General features: G+C 36.9%; 24 protein-coding genes. 20 read left to right on the forward strand and 4 right to left on the reverse strand.

Features of this window, described 5'->3' with window-relative positions; translation table 11 throughout:
• Positions 1-73 precede the first annotated feature (73 nt).
• The gene (locus FJ651_RS12520; protein ID WP_140990877.1) at positions 74-895 is read left to right on the forward strand and encodes an SDR family NAD(P)-dependent oxidoreductase; all 822 of its coding nucleotides are present in this window, start codon (positions 74-76) and stop codon (positions 893-895) included.
• A 13-nt stretch (positions 896-908) separates the two neighbouring features.
• On the opposite strand, the gene FJ651_RS12525 is transcribed toward FJ651_RS12520, so the two are convergent.
• Positions 909-1,547 carry an alpha/beta hydrolase gene (locus FJ651_RS12525; protein ID WP_140990878.1) on the reverse strand — a complete coding sequence of 213 codons (639 nt, stop codon included), beginning with the start codon at positions 1,545-1,547 and terminating at the stop codon, positions 909-911.
• A gap of 53 nt (positions 1,548-1,600) precedes the next feature.
• On the opposite strand from FJ651_RS12525, the gene FJ651_RS12530 reads away from it, so the two are divergent.
• The 8 genes from FJ651_RS12530 to FJ651_RS12565 all read left to right on the forward strand — a co-directional run bounded on the left by FJ651_RS12530 (position 1,601) and on the right by FJ651_RS12565 (position 8,818).
• On the forward strand, positions 1,601-2,023 hold the full coding sequence (locus tag FJ651_RS12530; protein ID WP_140990879.1) for a PaaI family thioesterase: 423 nt from the start codon (positions 1,601-1,603) through the stop codon (positions 2,021-2,023).
• A 9-nt stretch (positions 2,024-2,032) separates the two neighbouring features.
• Positions 2,033-3,148 (forward strand): chorismate-binding protein, encoded by a 1,116-nt coding sequence (locus FJ651_RS12535; protein WP_140990880.1) that lies wholly within the window; start codon positions 2,033-2,035, stop codon positions 3,146-3,148.
• A gap of 49 nt (positions 3,149-3,197) precedes the next feature.
• Positions 3,198-4,958: a 2-succinyl-5-enolpyruvyl-6-hydroxy-3-cyclohexene-1-carboxylate synthase gene (menD, locus tag FJ651_RS12540; protein WP_140990881.1), complete on the forward strand. Its 1,761-nt coding sequence runs from the start codon at positions 3,198-3,200 to the stop codon at positions 4,956-4,958.
• A gap of 80 nt (positions 4,959-5,038) precedes the next feature.
• Positions 5,039-5,380 carry a DUF2853 family protein gene (locus FJ651_RS12545; RefSeq protein WP_140990882.1) on the forward strand — a complete coding sequence of 114 codons (342 nt, stop codon included), beginning with the start codon at positions 5,039-5,041 and terminating at the stop codon, positions 5,378-5,380.
• A gap of 90 nt (positions 5,381-5,470) precedes the next feature.
• Positions 5,471-6,307 (forward strand): CvfB family protein, encoded by an 837-nt coding sequence (locus FJ651_RS12550; RefSeq protein ID WP_140990883.1) that lies wholly within the window; start codon positions 5,471-5,473, stop codon positions 6,305-6,307.
• Positions 6,308-6,322: 15 nt separating this feature from the next.
• A complete protein-coding gene (locus tag FJ651_RS12555) occupies positions 6,323-7,162 on the forward strand; it encodes a 1,4-dihydroxy-2-naphthoyl-CoA synthase (protein ID WP_140990884.1) in 840 nt (279 codons plus the stop codon).
• A gap of 15 nt (positions 7,163-7,177) precedes the next feature.
• The gene (gene menA / locus FJ651_RS12560; RefSeq protein ID WP_140990885.1) at positions 7,178-8,086 is read left to right on the forward strand and encodes a 1,4-dihydroxy-2-naphthoate octaprenyltransferase; all 909 of its coding nucleotides are present in this window, start codon (positions 7,178-7,180) and stop codon (positions 8,084-8,086) included.
• A 54-nt stretch (positions 8,087-8,140) separates the two neighbouring features.
• Positions 8,141-8,818 (forward strand): metal-dependent hydrolase, encoded by a 678-nt coding sequence (locus FJ651_RS12565; protein ID WP_140990886.1) that lies wholly within the window; start codon positions 8,141-8,143, stop codon positions 8,816-8,818.
• Between the two features lie 60 nt (positions 8,819-8,878).
• Here FJ651_RS12565 and FJ651_RS12570 read toward each other — a convergent pair whose 3' ends face one another.
• Positions 8,879-9,673, reverse strand: a complete 795-nt coding sequence (locus FJ651_RS12570) for an SDR family oxidoreductase (RefSeq protein WP_140990887.1) — start codon at positions 9,671-9,673, stop codon at positions 8,879-8,881.
• On the reverse strand, positions 9,660-10,568 hold the full coding sequence (locus tag FJ651_RS12575; RefSeq protein WP_140990888.1) for a sterol desaturase family protein: 909 nt from the start codon (positions 10,566-10,568) through the stop codon (positions 9,660-9,662). The genes FJ651_RS12570 and FJ651_RS12575 overlap by 14 nt, the downstream gene beginning before the upstream one ends.
• 181 nt (positions 10,569-10,749) lie before the next feature.
• On the opposite strand from FJ651_RS12575, the gene FJ651_RS12580 reads away from it, so the two are divergent.
• Genes FJ651_RS12580 through FJ651_RS12595 form a run of 4 tightly spaced genes read left to right on the forward strand, consistent with a single transcriptional unit; the run spans position 10,750 to position 15,161 of the window.
• Positions 10,750-11,784: an o-succinylbenzoate synthase gene (locus tag FJ651_RS12580; RefSeq protein WP_140991028.1), complete on the forward strand. Its 1,035-nt coding sequence runs from the start codon at positions 10,750-10,752 to the stop codon at positions 11,782-11,784.
• A gap of 2 nt (positions 11,785-11,786) precedes the next feature.
• Positions 11,787-12,764: a CPBP family intramembrane glutamic endopeptidase gene (locus FJ651_RS12585; protein ID WP_140990889.1), complete on the forward strand. Its 978-nt coding sequence runs from the start codon at positions 11,787-11,789 to the stop codon at positions 12,762-12,764.
• Positions 12,748-13,812, forward strand: coding sequence for an AMP-binding protein (locus FJ651_RS12590; protein WP_140990890.1), 1,065 nt, complete (start codon positions 12,748-12,750; stop codon positions 13,810-13,812). The genes FJ651_RS12585 and FJ651_RS12590 overlap by 17 nt, the downstream gene beginning before the upstream one ends.
• Positions 13,809-15,161, forward strand: a complete 1,353-nt coding sequence (locus FJ651_RS12595; RefSeq protein ID WP_140990891.1) for a M24 family metallopeptidase — start codon at positions 13,809-13,811, stop codon at positions 15,159-15,161. Before FJ651_RS12590 ends, FJ651_RS12595 begins: the two co-directional genes overlap by 4 nt.
• Here FJ651_RS12595 and FJ651_RS12600 read toward each other — a convergent pair.
• Positions 15,158-16,801 carry an acyl-CoA carboxylase subunit beta gene (locus FJ651_RS12600; protein WP_140990892.1) on the reverse strand — a complete coding sequence of 548 codons (1,644 nt, stop codon included), beginning with the start codon at positions 16,799-16,801 and terminating at the stop codon, positions 15,158-15,160. The genes FJ651_RS12595 and FJ651_RS12600 overlap by 4 nt on opposite strands.
• 160 nt (positions 16,802-16,961) lie before the next feature.
• On the opposite strand from FJ651_RS12600, the gene FJ651_RS12605 reads away from it, so the two are divergent.
• The 7 genes from FJ651_RS12605 to FJ651_RS12635 all read left to right on the forward strand — a co-directional run bounded on the left by FJ651_RS12605 (position 16,962) and on the right by FJ651_RS12635 (position 22,075).
• The gene (locus FJ651_RS12605) at positions 16,962-17,492 is read left to right on the forward strand and encodes an NADPH-dependent FMN reductase (protein ID WP_140990893.1); all 531 of its coding nucleotides are present in this window, start codon (positions 16,962-16,964) and stop codon (positions 17,490-17,492) included.
• A 10-nt stretch (positions 17,493-17,502) separates the two neighbouring features.
• Positions 17,503-17,940: a MarR family winged helix-turn-helix transcriptional regulator gene (locus FJ651_RS12610; protein ID WP_140991029.1), complete on the forward strand. Its 438-nt coding sequence runs from the start codon at positions 17,503-17,505 to the stop codon at positions 17,938-17,940.
• 102 nt (positions 17,941-18,042) lie between these two features.
• Entirely contained in the window at positions 18,043-18,765 is a 723-nt protein-coding gene (locus FJ651_RS12615; protein WP_140990894.1) for a pirin family protein, read from the forward strand.
• 66 nt (positions 18,766-18,831) lie between these two features.
• Complete coding sequence (locus tag FJ651_RS12620) at positions 18,832-19,719, forward strand: carbon-nitrogen hydrolase (RefSeq protein WP_140990895.1); 888 nt, start codon at positions 18,832-18,834, stop codon at positions 19,717-19,719.
• A complete protein-coding gene (locus FJ651_RS12625) occupies positions 19,719-20,747 on the forward strand; it encodes an agmatine deiminase family protein (protein ID WP_140990896.1) in 1,029 nt (342 codons plus the stop codon). The genes FJ651_RS12620 and FJ651_RS12625 overlap by 1 nt, the downstream gene beginning before the upstream one ends.
• Positions 20,748-20,804: 57 nt before the next feature.
• The gene (locus FJ651_RS12630) at positions 20,805-21,620 is read left to right on the forward strand and encodes a DMT family transporter (protein ID WP_140990897.1); all 816 of its coding nucleotides are present in this window, start codon (positions 20,805-20,807) and stop codon (positions 21,618-21,620) included.
• Between the two features lie 272 nt (positions 21,621-21,892).
• Positions 21,893-22,075, forward strand: coding sequence for a CAL67264 family membrane protein (locus tag FJ651_RS12635; RefSeq protein WP_140990898.1), 183 nt, complete (start codon positions 21,893-21,895; stop codon positions 22,073-22,075).
• The last annotated feature ends 14 nt before the right edge of the window (positions 22,076-22,089 follow it).

Genomic DNA, 22,089 nt, shown 5'->3' on the forward strand with positions numbered 1-22,089 from the left:
TAGTTAACTAAAATTTGATAATACTTTTTAAAAAACTACTTTAGTTGCTACCTAATTTGATAAAACATTCATAATGGAAAGATCAAAACCAGTAGTTTGGATTACAGGAGCTTCCTCCGGAATTGGTAAAGAAATGGCGCTGCAATATGCTTCAAAAGGATATGCAGTGGTGGTGAGTGCACGTCGCTCCGAAATATTAGAAGCATTAGCCTCAAAAATTAAACTTGATGGTGGCGAAGCTTACCCCTTGGTTTGCGACGTCATGGAAGAGGAAAGTATTAAAAAGGCAGTGATAAAGATATTATCGCATTACGGACGCATAGATATTGCTATTGCCAATGCAGGCTGTGCCGTCACCAATTTTTTAGAGCATTCGTCGCAGCAGGAATGGGAACGCCAGTTTAACATTAACGTTGTAGGTCTGGCAATGACAGCCAAATACGCTATCCCAGAACTAAAAAAGTTTAACGGCCGACTGGTTTTAATTGGCAGCGTATCGGCTTTTGTTCCAAATCCTTTTGTTTCGGCTTACGGCGCCAGTAAAGCGGCTGTTCATAATATTGGCGAGTCGCTACAAGTAGAACTCAGAGGTACGGGAGTAAGTTGCACAACTATTCATCCCGGGTTTGTTGACAGCAATATTACAAGAGTAGATAATTCAGGGCATTTTAACCCTGAAGCGCCAGACCCGCGTCCGGCTAAATTAATGTGGCCTACTGATAAAGCGGTGAAGCAAATGATAACAGCTATTGATAAGCGCAAAAAGGTACAAGTCATCACTGGTCATGGCAAAGTATTTGTATTTTTAGGAAGGTTTTTTCCGGGCATAGCACGAGCTATGATGGCTAAACAGATCAAAGAAATAATGAAAACGCAAGAAACAGGCAATAGCTAAATTTATTGCCACGTCATTCGATAAGCCTTTCTATTAAATCGGTATTCACCTCGTGTTTCCCTTCAAAAGGAACTATTTCCAGCCGTTTTCCAAACAAATTTTGAGCCTTTTGTCGTTCAGTTTGCATTCTTGTGTCATCTAAATATTCGTCGTTAGTGCCATAAATTAAAGTTACTTTGCCTTCAAAATAACTAAAATCGGCTTTAGTCAATTCATTAGGAATACCTCCTGAGTGAATTACTAAATATTCGGGTTTTATTTTGCGTTTTGCCATGTACCTCATTGCAACGCTCACTCCTTGAGAATATCCCAAAACAATCAGTTTCTTATCGCTTGGAAGGCTTTCAGTCTCAAAAATGGCATCAAAATAACGGATGATGTTTTCGGTATCTGCACCGGTATTTTCTCGGGTGAGCCAACTGGCACCTACATGCTTAAACTTAGGTCCTAAATAATATTTACTGGGTGCTTGTGGTGCAATAATGTAATGTTCTTCAGAATTTAGTCCTTGAAAATATTTCAAGAAATACCGGCTTAAATAACCCATGCCATGACAAACAAACCAGATGTATTTGGTCTTTGGGGTTAGTTTGTTTAAGGTGGAATAGGTGTTACTGGTTTTGTACGTTAATTCTTTCTCAATCTTTCTCATATTAAATGGGTGGTTTTGTATTTTAGCCGCAAAGTTTAAAATTACAGTTTTATATGCAAATATCTAGAGAAGCGGTATTATCCCAGGCCAATAAAGTATGTAAAAACACCTTGATGGAAACATTAGAAATTGAATTTGTAGATTTTGGTGAAGATTTTGTCACTGCCAGAATGCCTGTAAATAGCAGAGTGTATCAGCCTGATGGTGTTCTACATGGTGGCGCAACAGTCGCACTAGCCGAAAGTGTAGGGAGTTTTGCCGCACACATTTTTTTAAATTTAAATGAGGTTTTTGTGAGAGGTATCGAGATATCAGCCAATCATTTAAAAAGTGTTAAAGAAGGTTATGTTTATGCCAAGGCAACATTTATTCATCGTGGTAGAACTACCCAATTATTGCAAATTCGGATTACAGATGATAATGACAATTTAATTTCTATTTGTAAACTTACTACCATTGCTTTGCCTAAAAAATAAAAGTCTGCAATGTTAAATGACTTGCTCAAACACTACCAGAAAAAATTGCCTTTTGTCGCCTTTAAAGTGCCAAATGCCAATAAACTGAAGTCTTATCGTCAGGAGGACGACCACATTTATCATCCAGAAACTTATACAGAAAATGGCTTTGTATTTGCCCCTTTTTCGGAGACCGATACTCTCAAAACAATTTTATTTCCTTCGGCTAGATGTAAAATCGAAACATTAGAATTGTCTGCTTTAGACATTACATCTGCTGCTTCAAAACCAATCTCTGCCGAATCTTTACCTAAATCTTATTCAAGCTTAATAGAAACTGCATTAGACATTATTAGTATAGGAGCATTAAAAAAAGTAGTGTTATCAAAGCCGTTTATTTTCAACGCAGAAAATCTTCAACCGCTATCAATTTTTGAAAAAATGTTGTTGACATATCCATCGGCATTTGTGTATTGTTGGTACCATCCAAAAGTTGGCACTTGGATAGGTGCCACCCCTGAAACCTTACTCAATATTCAAGGGAATAAATTATCTACTATGTCTTTGGCAGGTACCCAAAAATATGATGGTGAAACCAATATAACTTGGCAGGAAAAGGAATTAGATGAACAAGATATTGTTACTCAATATATTATTGAGAAATTGGTTGATTCTGGTATCAACATCGACAGTATTATTTCAGCCGAAATTGATACCATACGTGCTGGCAATTTATGGCATTTACAAACTAAAATTGAAGCAGTATTGGAGCTTCATAAATTCAATTTGAAAAACTTACTTAGCAACTTACATCCAACACCTGCAATATGTGGTAAACCCAAAGATTTAGCTTTAGATTTCATCAATACACATGAAGACTACAATAGGGAATACTACACCGGATTTTTAGGAGAAATGAATGCTATAAAGGTTAGAGAACGCAACAAACGTGTTTCAAATGTTGAAAACACTGCCTATAAAAATGTTACCAAATCTACACAGCTATTTGTTAACTTAAGGTGTATGCAACTTAAAGATGAAGAAGCTATCATTTATGTTGGTGGCGGAATTACAAAAGATTCAGACCCCGAAAAAGAATGGCAAGAATTATTGGCAAAATTACAAACGGTGAAAAGCGTTTTGTAATTTTTATTTAGCTAAGTTGCTTTGTATCTTTGTTGCGTAAATAATTGCTATGCCATATCCAAAAATTCCACTAGCACAAACGGTTGTTCAGTTATTCAAGCTTAGAAATATCAAACACATTGTAATATCACCCGGTAGCCGAAATGCACCGCTTACAATTGGGTTTACGCAAGACAGCTTCTTTCAATGCTATAGTATAGTAGATGAGCGTTGTGCAGCTTTTTTCGCCTTGGGTATCGCGCAACAAATCCAACAGCCGGTTGCCGTAGTTTGTACTTCTGGCAGTGCATTGGTAAATTATTTTCCGGCGGTAACAGAGGCTTTTTATAGTCAAATCCCTCTACTTATACTTTCGGCAGACAGACCTAAGCATTTATTGGAAATAGGCGACGGACAAACCATCATGCAAAACGATGTCTTTGGAAAGCATGTGCTTTTCAGTACCAATTTAAAGTTAGATGTTAAAGACGAACAGAGCTTACCAAACGACGAATCCATTCCTATTTTTAAAAACATAGAAAATAGAGTAGAGCGTTTTCTTGGCTTACAAAAAGATATTCAAGAATTTAACGAATTTGGAATTCAAAAATCTATTAGTGTTGCCCAACAACAATTGGGTCCGGTACATATTAATATTCCATTTGATGAACCCTTGTATGATTTAGTTGATGAAATTACTATTACTCCCAAACCATATAAAAATGAAATTAAACCTGCTAAACTCGATGATTTTCAGGTAAAGAATTTTGCTGAAAGATGGCAAAACAGTGAACGAAAAATGGTATTGGTTGGCGTTAATTATCCCGACAGTATTGATGATTATGTGTTGAATGAATTGGCTAACGAAGACAGCGTTATTGTGTTAACAGAAACCACTTCAAATTTACACAACGCACAATTTTTCCCGGGAATAGACAAGCTAATTATGCCTTTAAACGATGATGAACTATCTCAATTTCAGCCTGATTTACTGGTAACCTTTGGCGGTATGATTGTTTCAAAACGCATCAAGGCATTTTTACGGAAGTATAAACCAAAAGAACATTGGCACATTCATCCAAATCGCGCTTACGATACATTTTTTAGTCTTTCGGCGCATATACCGCACGAGCCAAATGTGTTTTTTAACGCCATGCTGCCCAAGGTAACACATCATAAAAAGAGCGAATACAAGAATTTCTTTTTAAAAATTAGGCAAATCAGAAGAACTAAACATACCGAGTACCTTCAACAAATTCCGTTTTCAGATTTTAAGGTCTTTGATTTAGTTTTGAATAACTTGCCTAAAAATATTGTCTTGCAGGTTGGTAACAGTTCTACCATTCGTTACACACAATTATTTCAATTGCCAAAATCTATAGATGTATTTTGCAACCGTGGCACAAGTGGTATTGATGGCAGTACGTCAACAGCCATAGGCAGTGCGACTATCAACAAAAAACAAACGGTTTTTATAACCGGTGATTTAAGTTTCTTTTACGATAGTAATGGGTTATGGAACAATTACACACCTAAAAACTTTAGAATCATAGTTGTTAACAATCAAGGTGGTGGTATCTTCAGAATCTTACCGGGACATAAAAATACCGACAACTTTGATACTTTTTTTGAGACCAAGCACCAACTACAGGCTAAGCCAATTTGCGAATTACACGGTTTTCAATATCAAAAAGCCTCAGATGAGGCGAGCTTAAAGCGTGCTTTGACCTCTTTTTTTAGAGCAGGCAAAAAACCAAAACTACTCGAAATTTTTACTCCAAGAACCCAAAATGACGACATTTTACTTGACTATTTTAAATTTATAAAATAAGTAACTAAAAATGTGACTTTTTCATTTGTAAAGGGTCTTAAGATTAATTATATTTAACACTTAATTTAAAATATTAAAAAATGAGTAAAAGAGACGAATTAATTGCAAAATACGCCGCAGATTTAAAAGAAAAGTGTGGCGTTAATCCAGACATGGATTTTTTAACTAAAGTAACCATTGGTTGCGGCCCATCTATTTACAATGCAGATGCTGCTACAGTAGCCGGTTCTGATCAATCTGAATTAGATACTGTAAAAAATAATTTCCTCATCAAAAAATTAGGTTTAAAGGATAGTCCGGATTTAGACAAAGCCATCGCTGCAGTTATGGAACAGTATGGTCAATCTAACCGTAATAAATATAGAGCCGTTGTGTATTATTTATTGGCAAAACACTTCAAAAAAGAGTCTGTATACAAATAAAAATAACTAACTCAAGTAAAGAAGCGTTACTCACAATTTGTTAAGTAACGCTTTTTTTATTCAAAACAATTATATGCGTATTTTTGCAATATGATTAATATAGGAGAATACAATACGCTGGCTATTATACGCGAGGCTCAACAAGGTTTATATATTGCAGATGATGAGGGCAATGAAGTGTTATTACCCAACAGATATGTTCCTGAAAATTTTAAAATATGGGAGGCAATTAAGGTCTTTGTTTATTTAGATAACGAAGAAAGACCGGTTGCTACCACCGAGGAACCATTTATAATAAAAGATAATTTTGCCATGTTGCGCTGTAATGAGGTAACAAAACACGGTGCATTTTTAGATTGGGGATTGTTAAAAGAATTATTTTGCCCATTTAAGGAGCAAGTTGTACAAATGAGAGCCGGGCAGTGGTACTTGGTGCGCTGTTACTTAGACGAAACAACCGGCAGACTGGTAGCTTCAAGTCGTACCAATAGATTTCTTGATAATTCAAGTTTAACCCTGCAAAAATTTGATGAGGTTGACCTTATTATTTCTCATCCTTCAGAAATTGGGATGAACGTTATTGTTAATGAACAGCACAGCGGACTCATTTTTAAAGACGATATTTTTCAGCAACTTAACATTGGCGATCGCCTTAAGGGGTATGTCAAAAATGTAAGGCCAGACAACAAACTGGATATTGCTCTGGGTAAAATTGGTTACCGAAACATTGAGCCTAATGCACAAACCATTCTCGATACGCTTAAATCTCATGACGGTTTTTTACCCCTTTCAGATAAGTCTTCGCCCGATGACATCAAAATTCATTTGGAAATGAGTAAGAAAAACTTTAAAAAAGCAGTCGGAAATCTTTACAAACAAAAATTAATCGATATTAAACCAGATGGTTTATATTTGATTTCTGAATAGTATAAATAATTTACAGTGAAAGAAATAGCTTGGAAAACCGCTAAAGAATACGAAGATATTACCTACAAAAAGTGCAATGGTGTAGCGCGAATTGCCTTTAACAGACCTAATGTTCGAAATGCCTTTAGGCCAAAAACAACCAGTGAACTTTACGATGCGTTTTACGATGCTAATGAAGATGTAAACATTGGCGTTGTTTTGCTTTCGGCCGAAGGTCCGTCAACCAAAGATGGTGTTTGGAGTTTTTGCTCCGGTGGAGACCAAAAAGCCAGAGGTCATCAAGGCTATGTGGGGGAAGATGGTTATCACCGTCTTAATATCCTAGAAGTGCAACGCCTTATCAGATTTATGCCCAAAGCAGTCATTGCTGTAGTTCCGGGTTGGGCAGTTGGTGGTGGCCACAGCTTACACGTTGTGTGCGATTTAACTTTGGCCAGTAAAGAACACGCCATTTTTAAACAAACCGATGCCGATGTTACCAGTTTCGACGGTGGTTACGGTTCGGCCTATTTGGCAAAAATGGTTGGGCAGAAGAAAGCGCGCGAAATTTTCTTCCTTGGAAGAAATTACTCAGCCCAGGAAGCATTTGATATGGGTATGGTAAATGCCGTGATACCTCATGCCCATTTAGAACAAACAGCCTACGAGTGGGCACAAGAAATTTTAGCGAAAAGTCCTACTTCTATAAAAATGCTTAAATTCGCTATGAATTTAACCGACGATGGAATGGTTGGTCAGCAAGTATTTGCTGGTGAAGCTACTAGATTAGCTTATATGACCGATGAAGCCATTGAAGGCAGGAATGCCTTTTTAGAAAAACGTAAACCTAATTTTGAAAAGAAGTGGATTCCTTAACCCAAATCTAAACAAATGACTAATTTACAAGTTTGGCTTTCGGCTGTTAGGCTCAGAACTTTGCCATTATCTGTTTCAGGAATTTTTGTTGGATCTTGTTTAGCCTACTATGCTACCGACAAATTCAACGTATTGGTTTTTATTTTTGCAATAACATCAACCATAGGTTTTCAAGTACTTTCTAATCTTGCCAACGATTATGGCGACGGCACTAAAGGCACCGATAACGATGACCGCATTGGACCTGAACGCGCCATACAAAGCGGACAAATTTCACCTGAGCAAATGCTGGTAGCCATTCAAAACACTATTATGTTTATTATTTTTAGTGTGTTCGCCTTAATTTTTTCTGCCTTTGGAGTTTACCATATTTTGTATGCTTTTATTTTTATAGTATTGGCAGGTTTTACGGTTTATTCGGCCTTGACCTACACCATTGGGGATTCGCCTTATGGTTATAAAGGCTTGGGTGATTTGTTTGTATTTGTTTTCTTCGGATTTGTGAGTGTGGTTGGAGTCTATTTTCTAAATACCTTAAGATTAGACCATGTAGTTATTTTACCGGCTATTTCTATAGGTTTGTTAAGTGTTGGTGTGCTCAACCTCAATAATATGAGAGATATCAAATCCGACGAAAAATCGGGTAAATATACATTAGCGGTGAAAATGGGAAGTAAACGCGCCAAACAATACCATTTGTTTTTAATTTTTGGAGCCATAACAGCATCGGTTTTATTTTCAATTTTATACTATTCATCTCCTTATAATTTTATTTTTTATCTGGCTTTTATTCCTTTGTTTAAGCACATAAAAGTGGTGGTGAACGCCAAACATCCTTCAGAATACGATCCACAACTAAAATTTCTGGCCATTACTACTTTTATCTTTTCTATTTTATTAGGATTGGGTCAGGTTTTTTATTAAAAATTCAGTAATTTTCTTGGATAAAAATTTATGTTTTAACTTAAATTATCATACATGAAAATCACATTTTACGGTCACGCTTCTCTGGGTATTCAAATAGGCGAAACGCATTTAATTGTAGATCCATTTATTTCGGCCAATGAAAGGGCAAGTCATATCCATATCAATAGCCTTAAGGCAGATTATATTTTGCTCACACACGCTCATCAAGACCATATTCTCGATGCCGAAGCCATTGCCAAAAATACGGGTGCTAAAATTATTTCAAACTTCGAAATTGTTTCGCACTACCAAAGCAAGGGTATCGAAGGTCACCCAATGAACCATGGTGGTTCTTGGGAGTTTGAATTTGGCAAGTTAAAATATGTAAACGCTGTGCATACCTCGTCTTTTCCGGATGGCACTTATGGCGGTCAGCCCGGTGGATTTATTATAGAAGGCGAGAGAAAAAACATTTACATAGCAGGCGATACTGCATTAACGATGGATATGAAATTGATTCCTATGTTTACCAAATTAGACCTAGCTATTTTACCCATAGGAGATAATTTTACAATGGGTATTGATGACGCTATTCACGCCAGCGATTTCGTAGAATGCGACAAAATATTAGGAGTTCATTTCGATACGTTTGGATATATAGAAATTGACCACGCAGCTGCAAAACGTAAATTCTTTGAAAATGATAAGGATTTGATGCTATTAGAAATTGGTGAGAGTCTGGAGCTGTAAATACTACTTTGATATAATATCTCGTTCTATCAACCCACGGTTTAAACTCTGGGTTAATAACTACCGAACCGTACTCCTCAATACGAAATAATGTAAAAACTTAGGAAAAAAGCGTTTTAAATAAACTCCTAAAACTTCTTTCTTTCCAATATAAACTTCAAATTTCCTTTTAGCGATGGCATGCGTCATGCGTTTGACAAAAACTTCGGGAGAAAGACCTTGTTCTGTAGCCGTGTCTTGATTGTTCTGGATGTCTCCACTTCCTGTCAAGGCATTTCTGGCAACATTGGTATTTACAAATCCCGGGCAAACCATGGTAACATCAATACCGTCTTTTTGGTGTTCCATTCTTAAAGCATCAAAAAAGCCATGTAAGGCGTGCTTGGCACCGCAGTATCCAGAACGGTATGGCGAACTGAATTTCCCCATTAAACTGCTCACTACAACAAAGTGACCCGATTGCTTTTTAATAAAATGAGGTAGAATGGCTTTGCTGAGAGCCACTGTTCCCAAATAGTCAACTTCCATAAGTTTTTTATCCACTTCTATTGCCGTGTCTATAATTAGACTACGCTGACTCACGCCGCCATTATTTACCAAAATGTCAATAGCTCCAAATAATTTAATAGCATTTTTAGCTATGTCGTGCATCATATCGATTTTGGCTAAATCAAATGGTAAAACAGAAATATTTTCGGGATATGTGCAAAGCCTTTTAACTTCATTTAAAGCATTTTCTCCTCGTGCAGACAAAATAAGTTTGTTACTTTTTTCTTTAGAAAGATAAATCGCCAAAGCTTTCCCAATACCACTGGAAGCACCGGTAATCCAAATAACCTTATTACTTATTTTCATTTGAAATCTGTTTGTTTTTCAACCATTCGCTGCGCAAATCGGCACTAATTTTACCGGAGCCATCGTGTTTCCACCCCGGTGGTTTTATTAAATACTGCCAACGCGCTTTTAGTGGTTTGGAACCTGTAAAAGTGTCTTTAAATATGGCAATCCATTCGTGAAAGGCAATTTTAATCGGGTTGTAGGTGTTGATATTTGAGGTGAGACCGTAAACCACTTTTTCATCCTTAATTTCAGGTTGAAAGGTTCCAAAAAGTTTATCCCAAATAATCAAAATGCCGGCGTGATTTCTGTCTAAATACAACGGATTACTGCCATGGTGAACGCGATGATGAGATGGGGTATTAAAAATTTCTTCAAACCAGCGCGGCATTTTATCGATAGCTTCGGTATGAATCCAAAATTGATATAATAAACTTATAGACATTTGTAACAGTATCATTCCCGGATGAAACCCAACCAAAGGCATCCAAAGCCAAAAAATGAAAGAATAGAAACTCCCGGACCAGGTTTGTCTTAAGGCCGTGCTTAAATTATAATGTTGCGACGAATGGTGTACTACATGTGATGCCCAAAATAATCTGCATTCATGAGATATTCTGTGAAACCAATAATACGAAAAGTCGTCAGCAAAGAATATTAAAATAAAACTCCACCACACAACCGGAATGGTAAACAACTTGAAGTTTTCATAAATTAAATAAAAGGCTCCAAAAACCAAGGCCTTGCTTATAAACCCAATGAGAACATTGCCTAATCCCATAGCAATGGAAGAAAAGGCGTCTTTTTTTTCGTAAGTTTTAATGTTTTGTTTGGTGGTAACATACAACTCTAGAAGCATGGCCAATACAAAAAACGGGATGGCAAATAGTATAAGGTTTGGGAAATTAGGCATGTTAACTAAGGTTCAATGCAATAAATAACAAAACAAAAATCATAATGACACAAATTTAATTATTTGAAGTGATAAATTTATGATTCGATTTTAAGAATTAATGCTTAGGTTAATTTTTAATATGCCATTAAGAATCTATTGGATTATCTTTGCTTTGTTTTTTGAGCATTACACCTCCTTTATGACTGCCAAATATCAGCGATATGTATTAAATTTTAAACAACCCGCAGGCACCTCACGGGGTGTTTTAAAAACCAAAGAAACCTGGTTCATTGTTGTTGAATCTAATGGTAAAAAAGGAATAGGCGAGTGCGGACTCTTAAGAGGTCTTTCGGTAGATGATGTGCTAGATTACGAAGAAAAATTAAAATACGTTTGTGCTAATATTAGTGTTGGTTTAGATAAATTATATTCAGAATTAAAACACTATCCAAGTATTCAGTTTGGCTTGGAAATGGCCTTTAAATCCTTAAAATCGCCATCAGCTTTTGAGTTATTTCCTTCTGATTTTACCCGGGGTAAAGATGCTATCAGTATTAATGGTTTGATTTGGATGGGCGATGCCAATTTTATGAAATCTCAAATAAAAGAGAAGTTAAAGGCAGGATTTTCATGCCTAAAACTTAAAATCGGAGCGATTGACTTTGATACTGAACTCTCTCTTTTAAAGTCCATCAGAGAAGAATTTACATTTAATGACATAGAACTTCGAGTAGATGCCAATGGCGCTTTTTCACCAAACGAAGCACTTGAAAAACTAAAAAAATTATCGCAATTTGATTTGCATTCCATAGAGCAACCCATAGCAGTTCATCAATGGGATGAAATGGCTAGCTTATGTCAGCAAACACCTATTCCTATTGCTTTAGACGAAGAATTGATAGGTGTGTTTGAAACAACCAAAAAAGAAGCACTGCTAAAACACATCAAACCACAATACATTATTTTAAAACCGAGTTTTATAGGTGGTTTTCAAGGTACCCGGTCATGGATTGATGTAGCCAAAGAACATCACATTGGCTACTGGATTACCAGTGCTTTAGAGAGTAATATAGGCTTAAATGCCATTGCGCAATTTGCCTACCATCTCAATCTAACAATGCCACAAGGTTTGGGCACTGGTTCGTTATTTACTAATAATTTTGATAGTCCGTTACAAGTAAAAAATGGTAAATTGCACTATAATAATTTAATTAACTGGAATTTTAATTTATAAGCATGTATATAAGTCAGGTTAGTACTATTTTAAACGATTGGTGGCGTTATATCTTAGGTGTTATTATTGCCGTTATTGGCGTGGCTATTTTTTCGGCTCCTCATGCCATTGCCGTTGGTTTTAAACAATTTAAAGGTGAATTTGATATGAGTCGTGCCGATGATTTAAATTACTTAATGACACTTTTCGACTCTAATTTAAATCTTGTCTTAATGTTATTGCCATTTGTTGGAGGTCTGATATTTTTAATACTCGGAGCCAGATTACTACATGGTCAAAAGTTAAATCACCTTACTACAGCTAGGCCCAAAATAGACTGGAGTCGGTTTTGGTTTGCTTTTATTTTCTGGGGAATTGTATCCTCTGCGCTTATTTTTATTGAAATATTCATGGCGCCAGATGACTATGTGTTTAATTTTCAGCCGAAAAGATTTGCTGTGCTTGTAGTTGTAGTCTTGCTTTTGGTACCACTTCAAACCAGTTTTGAAGAATATATGTTTAGAGGGTATTTAATGCAGGGCATAGGTTTTTTGGTTAAAAATAAATGGGTACCACTTATTGTAACTTCTGCTGTATTTGGACTTCTGCATATAGCCAACCCTGAAGTTGAAAAACTGGGCAATTTTATTATGGTTTATTACATAGGTACCGGATTGTTTTTGGGCATAATTACCTTAATGGACGATGGTTTAGAACTTGCTTTAGGTTTTCATGCGGCCAATAACATGTTTACAGCTTTATTGGTAACGGCAGACTGGACTGCTTTTCAGACATACTCGGTTTACCGTGATGTTTCAGATCCAGATCCTATGGGTCTTTTAGAAATATTTATTCCTGTTTTCATCGTATTCCCAATTCTACTCTTTATTTTCTCTAAGAAGTACAATTGGACCAACTGGCGCGATAAATTATTTGGAAAGGTTGAAGTAGCAAAAAATAATAACCCTGAAGTAACAGACCAATATGATTCCAACATTTGACAAAATACATAATAAATTTAAGCTTAACGGACTCTATTTTGACAGAGATGCCTTAAAAGAAGTGGCTTACAGTTTTATCAAAGAAGGCCAGCTATTTGAAAAGGAAATGGGCGACTTTTTGCTGGAATGGACCAACGACAGGCCTGTGGTTGAAGTGCGTACATCGGGCTCAACCGGTGCGCCTAAAATTGTTATAATAAAAAAAGACGCTATGGTGGCCTCCGCAATATCTACTGGGAATTTCTTTAGTCTTGAACCTGGAGACACCTGTCTGCATTGCTTGCCAACCCACTTTATTGCCGGAAAAATGATGCTTGTACGGGCCATGATTCTGGGATTAGAAGTCACCACTGTTGAGCCGCTTTCTAGACCTATTTTTGATATTGATAAAACATTCGACTTTTGTGCTATGGTGCCTTTGCAACTTGAAAACACCATAAACGCTACAAAAAATATTAAGAAGTTAATTGTGGGTGGTGCCGCGGTTCCTAAATCTTTGGTAACAGCTGTTCAAAAGTTAAAAACAGAAGTGTATGAAACCTACGGAATGACCGAAACTATCACACATATTGCTGCAAAACGCTTAAACGGTAAAACTAAATCCAAATATTTCACGACGCTTCCGGGGGTTCTGGTAACCCAGGACGAAAGAAATTGCTTGGTAATTAAAGCCCCTTATCTATCGAGTGAACCCGTCATCACCAATGACATTGTAGAGTTGATATCTGAATACGAATTTAGATGGTTAGGAAGGGCAGATTATGTTATTAATGTGGGCGGCGTTAAGGTTCAGCCCGAAGTGGTTGAGGCAAAATTACAAGACAAATTTCAACATAGAATTTTAATTACTTCAGAACACGATTCTAAACTGGGTGAACACGTTGTGATGATTGTTGAATCAGAGCCATTTGAAATTTCAAAGACAGTTTTTGAAGATTTAGAAAAGTTTGAAGCACCTAAATCTATTTATTTCATATCCAGGTTTGTTGAAAAAACACCGGGTAAAATTCAAATTTTGGAAACCTTAAATAAAGCTAAATTGTCATGATTGGATTTATTAAAAATAGTATCTGCTTTTTTTTGATTGTTAGTTGTCAAATGGCAGTATCGCAGCATATTTTACCTTCACAACGACGCGCAGAGGTACAAGACGCCATACTTGAAAACCGACTTGCTAACTTATTGCCGCAACTTATGGATCAAACCAATATTGATATGTGGATTTTGATTACTCGCGAATACAATGAAGATCCTGTTGTTAAAACCATGCTGCCTGCCACTTGGTTAAATGCCAGACGAAGAACTATCTTAGTTTTTTACAGAAACAAAAAAAATAACAGTATTGAAAAACTGGCGGTGGCGCGCTACAATTTTGGTAAATCAATCCTGTCGGCTTGGGATAAAGACCAGCAACCTGATCAATGGAAACGTTTAATAGAGATTATCGAGGAACGAAATCCGACAACCATCGGACTTAATTTTTCTGAAGATTTTAATATCGCCGACGGTTTGGCTAAAACCGATTATGAACTATTAATGAAGTATTTACCAAAAAAACATCACAAAAAAGTAGTTTCAGCCGAAAAACTTGCTGTGGCATGGATCGAAACCAGAACCGAACAAGAAATGGTTATTTATGATCAATTGGTTATCATCACTAGAAATATTATTTCTGAAGCGTTTTCTGAAGCTGTCATCACTCCCGGAATTACCACCACAACCGATGTGGAATGGTGGATGCGCGATAAAGTGATTGAGTTGGGATTAAAAACCTGGTTTCATCCAACTGTTGATGTGCAACGAAGCAATGAGAGCATGGGAAATCATCTTTACGCTTTTTCTAACCGTCCTGAAAATATGGTCATACTTCCGGGCGATCTTCTGCATTGCGATTTTGGTATTACCTATTTAAATCTCAATACAGACTGCCAGCAACTGGCCTATGTTTTAAAACCTGAAGAAACTGAGCCACCAAAATATTTAGTAGATGCGCTGGCAAAAGGTAATCAACTCCAGGATATTTTAACAAATCAATTTAAAACAGGTGCTACGGGTAATGAAATATTGCTAAATGCCTTAAAAGAAGCGAAAGCTCAAGGACTACAGCCATCTATTTACACACATCCTATGGGTTATTACGGTCATTCGGCCGGACCAACCATTGGTATGTGGGATGCCCAAGGTGGAGTTCCAGGAGACGGCGATTATCCGCTTTATCCAAATACAGTTTACGCCATAGAATTAAATACTACGGTCAATATTCCTCAATGGAAACGCGATATAAGAATCATGCTCGAAGAAGCCGGTTTTTATGGTGAAGATGGCTTTAGATATGTTAATGGTAGGCAAACTAAGTTACTAACCATTCCAAGAATACCGTTACACGTTACCGATTAAACTTGTAAAACCCCCAAATTAAAAGCCTTTTCTATCGGGGCGTGATTGGCGGCTTCAATACCCATACTAATCCATTTTCGGGTATCTAATGGATCTATAATGCCATCGGTCCAAAGTCTGGCTGCAGCATAATAGGGTGATACTTGTGCGTCATAACGCGATTTAATTTTCTGAAATAATTCTTCTTCTTTTTCTTTGGTAATGGTTTGGCCTTTTTTCTTCAAAGAGGCCGTTTCAATTTGTAGCAATACTTTGGCAGCCGAGTTTCCACTCATTACAGCTAATTCAGCGCTTGGCCAAGCCACAATCAATCGCGGATCGTAGGCTTTACCGCACATAGCGTAATTGCCTGCGCCATAACTATTACCAATAATCACTGTAAACTTTGGTACGACTGAATTACTTACGGCATTTACCATTTTAGCACCATCTTTGATAATGCCACTATGTTCACTTTTGCTGCCCACCATAAAACCTGTGACGTCTTGTAAAAAGACCAGTGGAATTTTCTTTTGGTTGCAGTTGGCAATAAACCGGGTGGCTTTATCGGCGCTGTCGTTGTAAATAACACCACCAAACTGCATCTCGGTAGGTTTGGTTTTAGCACCGGTGGTTTTAACTATTTGGCGCTGATTGGCCACTATACCAACTGCCCAACCGTCAATCCTGGCATAGGCTGTTATAATGGTTTGCCCGTATCCGGCTTTGTATTCTTCAAATTCGCTGTTATCAACAAGGCGTTTGATTATTTCATACATGTCGTATTGATCGGCACGACTTCTTGGTAAAATCCCGTAAATATCTTCTTGTTTTTCTTTAGGCTTGGCAGCTTTTATTCTGTTAAAACCTGCTTTATTAAAATCACCAATTTTATCAACAATATTTTTGATGGTATCTAAAGCATCGTTATCGTCTTTAGCTTTATAATCTGTAACACCGCTTATTTCGCAATGTGTCGTGGCACCACCCAAGGTTTCGTTGTCTATCGTTTCGCCAATAGCCGCCTTAACCAGATAACTTCCCGCTAAAAAAATGGAGCCGGTTTTATCCACAATTAACGCTTCATCACTCATAATTGGCAAGTAGGCGCCACCGGCAACACAGCTTCCCATAACGGCTGCAATTTGAGTGATACCCATACTACTCATAATGGCATTGTTCCTGAAAATTCTACCAAAATGCTCCTTATCAGGAAAGATTTCGTCTTGCATTGGTAAATACACACCGGCACTGTCTACCAAATAAATAATAGGTAATTTGTTTTCAATGGCAATTTCCTGGGCTCTTAAATTCTTTTTTCCGGTAATTGGAAACCAGGCACCGGCTTTAACCGTGGCATCATTTGCTACCACTATACATTGTTTATCTTTAATATAGCCAATTTTCACAACAACACCGCCAGAAGGACAACCACCATGTTCTTCGTACATGTCTTCTCCAGCAAAAGCGCCAATTTCAATCGAAGGTTTTTTAGGGTCCAGTAAATAATCAATGCGTTCTCTGGCGGTCATTTTTCCGTTGGTGTGCTGTTTGTCAATACTTTTCTGACCACCACCTAATTTTACTTTAGCCAAACGTTGCTTTAAATCTGAAACTAAAAGTTTATTATGATCTTCGTTTTTGTTGAAGTTTAAATCCATTGTTATTTGTTTGGTACGAATTTACGAAAGTTTAAAATGATTTTTCTGATAGATTTCTTAAGACCTTGTTAAATATATATAACATGGAAATATATTCCTTGGAATATAAATTTATTATATGTACATTTGTATTGTAATTGAAAAGACAAATATAAAACACATGAAAAAAATATTAGCTTTTGCCGGTAGTAATAGTAAAACCTCCATAAATAAACAATTAGTAACTTATGCTTCAGATTTAATTGATAATGCAGAAGTAAACTTGGTAGATTTAAATGATTTTGATTTGCCACTTTACGGAATTGATCTTGAAAAATCACATGGCATTCCTCATAATGCCCATAAGTTCTTTAATTTAATAAAAGAAAGCGATGGTTTACTTATTTCGCTTGCTGAGCACAATGGTTCATACGCAACCGTCTTTAAAAATTTATTTGATTGGATGAGCCGAATTGAGGCTAAAACCTTCTGTGGTAAGCCTATGTTGCTTATGGCAACTTCACCCGGAGGTAGAGGTGGCGCATCGGTTTTGGAGGCAGCAGCTAATCGTTTTCCTTTTCACGACACCAAAATTGTTGCTCAATTTTCATTACCATTATTTGGTGATAACTTTAAAGGTGGCCAATTCGTGAATGATGATTTGAATGACCAATTAAAGTCGGCGGTTCAAAAATTACAGTCGGCCATATAAATGTTTAATGATGGGAGATATTTCAAAAGATATTAATTCAACTTTCAAAAACGAAAAACAAAAGGCTTTAATTAACATTTTGTACACGGCTAATTGGATTAATAGTTTTCAAAATGAGTTTTTTAAATCCTTCGGAATTTCGCCCCAGCAATACAATATCTTAAAAATTTTAAATGGTGCTAATCAGCCTCTAAAGGTTCAAACCATCAAAGACAGAATGATAGAGCGCTCGCCCAACGCCACCAGATTGATGGACAAGTTGTGTGCTAAAAATTTAATTGAAAGAATACCATGCGAAGACGATAGGCGAGTGGTTCATATTGAAATCACTGCCAATGGCAAACAACTTTTAGAGTCTATTTCAAGTGAGTTTTACGAGACTTTAGTTGAAAAACTTACTGCAACCGAAGCGCAGCAACTCAACCATATTTTAGATAAAATGCGATGAGTAATTCCTGCAAAAGCAGGAATCTCATAAGAAACAGAAACTCGACAATTATAAATATTTAAGTTTAATTTTAAAAAGATACCCGCTTGTTCGGGCAGTATCATGAAAACAGTATTACACAAAGCAGAAGACAGAGGCTATGCCAACCACGGTTGGTTACAGGCCAATCACTCATTTAGTTTCGCAGGCTTTTATAACCCTGAAAAAGTAAATTTTGGGGCCTTACGCGTACTTAATGATGATATTATTGCACCAAAAATGGGTTTTGGAACCCATCCGCACGACAATATGGAAATTATTACCATACCCTTAAAAGGTGTTTTAAAACACAGGGATAACATGGGCGACGCATGGATTCCGGTTGTGCCCGGCGAAGTGCAGGTAATGAGTGCCGGAACCGGTGTGCAGCATTCCGAAATTAATGGTTCAGATAGTGAGTATTTGAGTTTGTTTCAAATATGGATTTTCCCCGATACTCAAAATGTTGCACCGCGATACGACCAAAAATCGTTCGATAGCGCAGCACGTCAAAATCAATTACAAACTTTAGTGACTTCAATGAACAATAGTCATGAGGGCAGTTTAAAAGTACATCAGGATGTGGTGTTAACGCGCATTGATTTAGATGCCGATAAAAATTACGAATACAAATTAAAGAGCGAAAATCATGGTGTTTACGTTATGAATATCACAGGTGAAACCATTATTAATAGCCACGAGTTAAATTCTCGTGATGCCATAGGCGTTTCTGAAACAGAATCATTTAATATTCGAGCTCATCAAGACAGCCAGCTATTATTGATTGAAGTGCCTATGGTATTTTAGTAACAGGCATTTTACTTCGGTTTTATTACACTATTTGGTTACTTTTGTGTTCTTAATTTTGAACTAATGGGAAAACGAAGCTATAAAATTGCTGTCATTCAGCTTAATTTAAACGACAAACCCGAAAATAACCTTAAGAAGTGTCTAGCTTGGGTAAGGGAAGCTGCGGCTAAAGGCGCCGAAGTAATTTCCCTACCCGAATTATATAGCAGCCATTATTTTTGTCAGAGTGAAGACGTTAATAATTTCTCACTTGCCGAACCGTTATACAGCACCTCATTTAATGCATTTAGTGATCTAGCGAAAGAACTGGGTGTGGTGATTATTGTACCGTTTTTTGAAAAGCGTATGGCAGGTATCTATCATAACAGTGCTTATATTATCGATACCGATGGCACCGAAGCCGGACTATACCGTAAAATGCATATACCTGATGATCCGCATTTTTACGAAAAATTTTATTTCACGCCCGGTGATTTGGGCTTTAAATCCAATGCTACCAAAAAAGGCAATATTGGTGTGTTGATTTGCTGGGATCAATGGTATCCCGAAGCTGCCAGATTAACAGCTCTTAAAGGCGCAGAGGTATTATTTTACCCAACTGCTATTGGTTGGCATCCTTCTGAAAAACAGCAATACGGAGATAACCAATACAACGCCTGGATGAACGTTATGAAAGGTCATGCAGTTGCTAACGGTATTTATGTAGCCGCAGCCAACCGTATAGGATTAGAACAATACTTACCAAATACCGATGGTCTGGAATTTTGGGGCGCTTCGTTTATCGCCGGTCCGCAAGGTGAAATTTTAGCCATAGCTTCGCATGATAAGGAAGAGATATTAATGGCTGAGGTAGATTTGAGTTTGCAAGAAAATGTGCGTCAAAACTGGCCGTTTTTCAGAGATAGACGTATTGATGCTTTCTCCGACATCACAAAACGCGCCATAGATTAATGAGAAGGTTTCCGGCAGAATGGGAGCAACAGCAAGGACTACTGCTTTGTTTTCCGCATAATGGTAACGATTGGCCCGGTAAGTACGGCGCCATTCAATGGGCTTTTGTGGAATTTATTAAAAAAGTAGCTCAGGTAGAAACCGTTTTCTTAATGGTAGCTGATGAAAAGCTTCAAGCTAAGGTTCATGAAATGTTGCAAATGGCGCATATTAATCTTAATAACGTGTCGTATATCATTCACAAAACCAACCGAAGCTGGATGCGAGATTCCGGACCAATTATTGTAAAAAACGGCAAAAACCGCGAGGCTATCAACTTTAATTTTAATGGCTGGGCCAAGTATAAAAATTATCAACTAGATAAACATGTTCCGCTTAAGGTTGCCAATTATTTAAATATTAATTTAATACAAGCTACTTACAAGGGTAAGCCGGTTATTTTAGAAGGTGGTGCTGTAGATGTGAATGGTAAGGGCAGTTTAATTACTTCAGAAGAATGTTTGTTGCATCCGTCTATACAGGTTAGAAATACATACTTCACCAAAACCGATTACGAAGCCATTTTTAAAGAATATTTTGGTGTTACCAATGTGATATGGGTTGGCGATGGTATTGTAGGCGATGACACACATGGACATATAGATGATCTTTGTCGTTTTGTGAACGATGACACAATAGTGACAGTCGTTGAATCTGATAAAAAAAGTCGAAATTACAAAGCACTTCAAGACAATTTAGAGCGATTAAAGAACGCTGTTTTGGAAAACGGAAAATCTCCAAATATTGTAGAGTTACCAATGCCCGAGCAATTAGAGTTCGACGGACTCACCATTCCTGCCAGTTATGCCAATTTTGTAATTCTAAATAAATACGTTTTGGTTCCTACATTTAATGACGTTAATGATCGAATTGCACTCAATATCATCTCAGGCTGTTTTCCTGATAGACAGGTAATTGGCATAAGCGCCATCGATTTAATATGGGGTTTTGGAACCTTACATTGTCTTAGCCAGCAAATACCGGCATAGGTATTGTTACTTTTAAATAATAGATCTTAGGTGAATGTAAAGCAAGCTATAAAATTTATGATAATCAGTGCGCTTGCATTTACATTCATGAATTTAACGGTTAAATATTTAATTCATTTAAGTGCGCCACAAATTGTGTTTTTCAGATCGGCAGGTTCTTTGTTTTTTACTTTTGGTGTTTTAATTCCCAGGAATATTAATATTATTGGCAACAATCCAAAATTGTTAATTCTGAGAGGTCTTTTTGGTGTAGTGGCGATGTCGCTCTTTTTTGAATCCATGAAATATTTAACCGCAGGAACTGCTGTATCGTTACGTTACTTATCGCCAATTTTCGCAGCTATTTTCGCAGCTATTATTTTAAAGGAGAAAATAAAATCGGTTCAATGGTTGCTGTTTTTAGTAGCTTTTTCGGGTGTGTTGATTTTAAGAGGATTTGATAGCAGCATTAGTACACACGGACTTACACTTATATTATTAGCATCTGTTTTTAGTGGTTTGGTTTATATTGTAATCAGTAAAATAGGAACTACAGAGCATCCTGTGGTGGTAGTCAATTATTTTATGATGATTGCCACGCTTGTTGGTGGAGTTTTATCAATTAAAAGCTGGATAAATCCTATTGGTATTGAATGGATTTTACTGTTGAGTTTAGGTGTTTACGGATATTTTGGACAGTTGTATATGACCAAAGCTTTTCAAATAGCCAAGGCCAATCAAGTAGCGCCGTTTAAATACATTGAAGTAGTCTTTACACTTTTATTAGGTGTTTTATGGTTTGGAGAAATTTATACTATCTGGAGTGTGGTTGGTATAGTTCTCATTATAAGCGCGTTGATTTTAAATGTACTGACTTCGGAAAAAGGAACCTAAACGAATTGTTTGTATTCACTTTTGATGAATTATAAAATTCGTGTTTGAAGGAATCCAAAATTTAATCTTAAAAGGCTTTGCTGTGATCAAATTTTTGGTTTGTTGGGTGATACCTATTGATATGTTTAACCAAAAATATCGATATTTGTACCTCAATTCGCGTAAGGGATTGAAGCGGCATTCTTTTAATGGTACATTAAAAGATATAGTGAAAACCCTACCCAAGACAAGCTAACTTGTATTGGGATGCGCCCTAATAAAAACAACTAATTATGGCAATGAATAAAAACACAGTTTTAGCATGGGCTACCACCATTATGGTAATAGTAGGATTAGGTTTAATAGCTTTAGGACTTTTTAGATACAACGAAGTGGCCGGCTGGGGTTTTGCTTCTGTAGGCATAGGCTTTTTTGCCATTGCCTGGGTATTTAACGCACTTAAAGGCAGGGTTTAGAGTTTTAAGACACT

This window comes from Paucihalobacter ruber (genome assembly GCF_006494535.1).
GTDB lineage: Bacteria > Bacteroidota > Bacteroidia > Flavobacteriales > Flavobacteriaceae > Paucihalobacter > Paucihalobacter ruber.

Coding starts and splice junctions, on each gene's coding strand:
- FJ651_RS12605 (WP_140990893.1), top strand. CDS start 16,962: ATGAAAAAAATATTAGCTTTTGCCGGTAGTAATAGTAAAACCTCCATA.
- FJ651_RS12610 (WP_140991029.1), top strand. CDS start 17,503: ATGGGAGATATTTCAAAAGATATTAATTCAACTTTCAAAAACGAAAAA.
- FJ651_RS12635 (WP_140990898.1), top strand. CDS start 21,893: ATGGCAATGAATAAAAACACAGTTTTAGCATGGGCTACCACCATTATG.
- FJ651_RS12570 (WP_140990887.1), bottom strand. CDS start 9,673: ATGAAAATAAGTAATAAGGTTATTTGGATTACCGGTGCTTCCAGTGGT.
- FJ651_RS12565 (WP_140990886.1), top strand. CDS start 8,141: ATGAAAATCACATTTTACGGTCACGCTTCTCTGGGTATTCAAATAGGC.
- FJ651_RS12590 (WP_140990890.1), top strand. CDS start 12,748: ATGATTCCAACATTTGACAAAATACATAATAAATTTAAGCTTAACGGA.
- menD (WP_140990881.1), top strand. CDS start 3,198: ATGCCATATCCAAAAATTCCACTAGCACAAACGGTTGTTCAGTTATTC.
- FJ651_RS12615 (WP_140990894.1), top strand. CDS start 18,043: ATGAAAACAGTATTACACAAAGCAGAAGACAGAGGCTATGCCAACCAC.
- FJ651_RS12625 (WP_140990896.1), top strand. CDS start 19,719: ATGAGAAGGTTTCCGGCAGAATGGGAGCAACAGCAAGGACTACTGCTT.
- FJ651_RS12545 (WP_140990882.1), top strand. CDS start 5,039: ATGAGTAAAAGAGACGAATTAATTGCAAAATACGCCGCAGATTTAAAA.
- FJ651_RS12620 (WP_140990895.1), top strand. CDS start 18,832: ATGGGAAAACGAAGCTATAAAATTGCTGTCATTCAGCTTAATTTAAAC.
- FJ651_RS12595 (WP_140990891.1), top strand. CDS start 13,809: ATGATTGGATTTATTAAAAATAGTATCTGCTTTTTTTTGATTGTTAGT.
- FJ651_RS12530 (WP_140990879.1), top strand. CDS start 1,601: ATGCAAATATCTAGAGAAGCGGTATTATCCCAGGCCAATAAAGTATGT.
- FJ651_RS12575 (WP_140990888.1), bottom strand. CDS start 10,568: ATGCCTAATTTCCCAAACCTTATACTATTTGCCATCCCGTTTTTTGTA.
- FJ651_RS12550 (WP_140990883.1), top strand. CDS start 5,471: ATGATTAATATAGGAGAATACAATACGCTGGCTATTATACGCGAGGCT.
- FJ651_RS12600 (WP_140990892.1), bottom strand. CDS start 16,801: ATGGATTTAAACTTCAACAAAAACGAAGATCATAATAAACTTTTAGTT.
- FJ651_RS12520 (WP_140990877.1), top strand. CDS start 74: ATGGAAAGATCAAAACCAGTAGTTTGGATTACAGGAGCTTCCTCCGGA.
- FJ651_RS12525 (WP_140990878.1), bottom strand. CDS start 1,547: ATGAGAAAGATTGAGAAAGAATTAACGTACAAAACCAGTAACACCTAT.
- FJ651_RS12535 (WP_140990880.1), top strand. CDS start 2,033: ATGTTAAATGACTTGCTCAAACACTACCAGAAAAAATTGCCTTTTGTC.
- FJ651_RS12585 (WP_140990889.1), top strand. CDS start 11,787: ATGTATATAAGTCAGGTTAGTACTATTTTAAACGATTGGTGGCGTTAT.
- FJ651_RS12580 (WP_140991028.1), top strand. CDS start 10,750: ATGACTGCCAAATATCAGCGATATGTATTAAATTTTAAACAACCCGCA.
- FJ651_RS12630 (WP_140990897.1), top strand. CDS start 20,805: ATGATAATCAGTGCGCTTGCATTTACATTCATGAATTTAACGGTTAAA.
- menA (WP_140990885.1), top strand. CDS start 7,178: ATGACTAATTTACAAGTTTGGCTTTCGGCTGTTAGGCTCAGAACTTTG.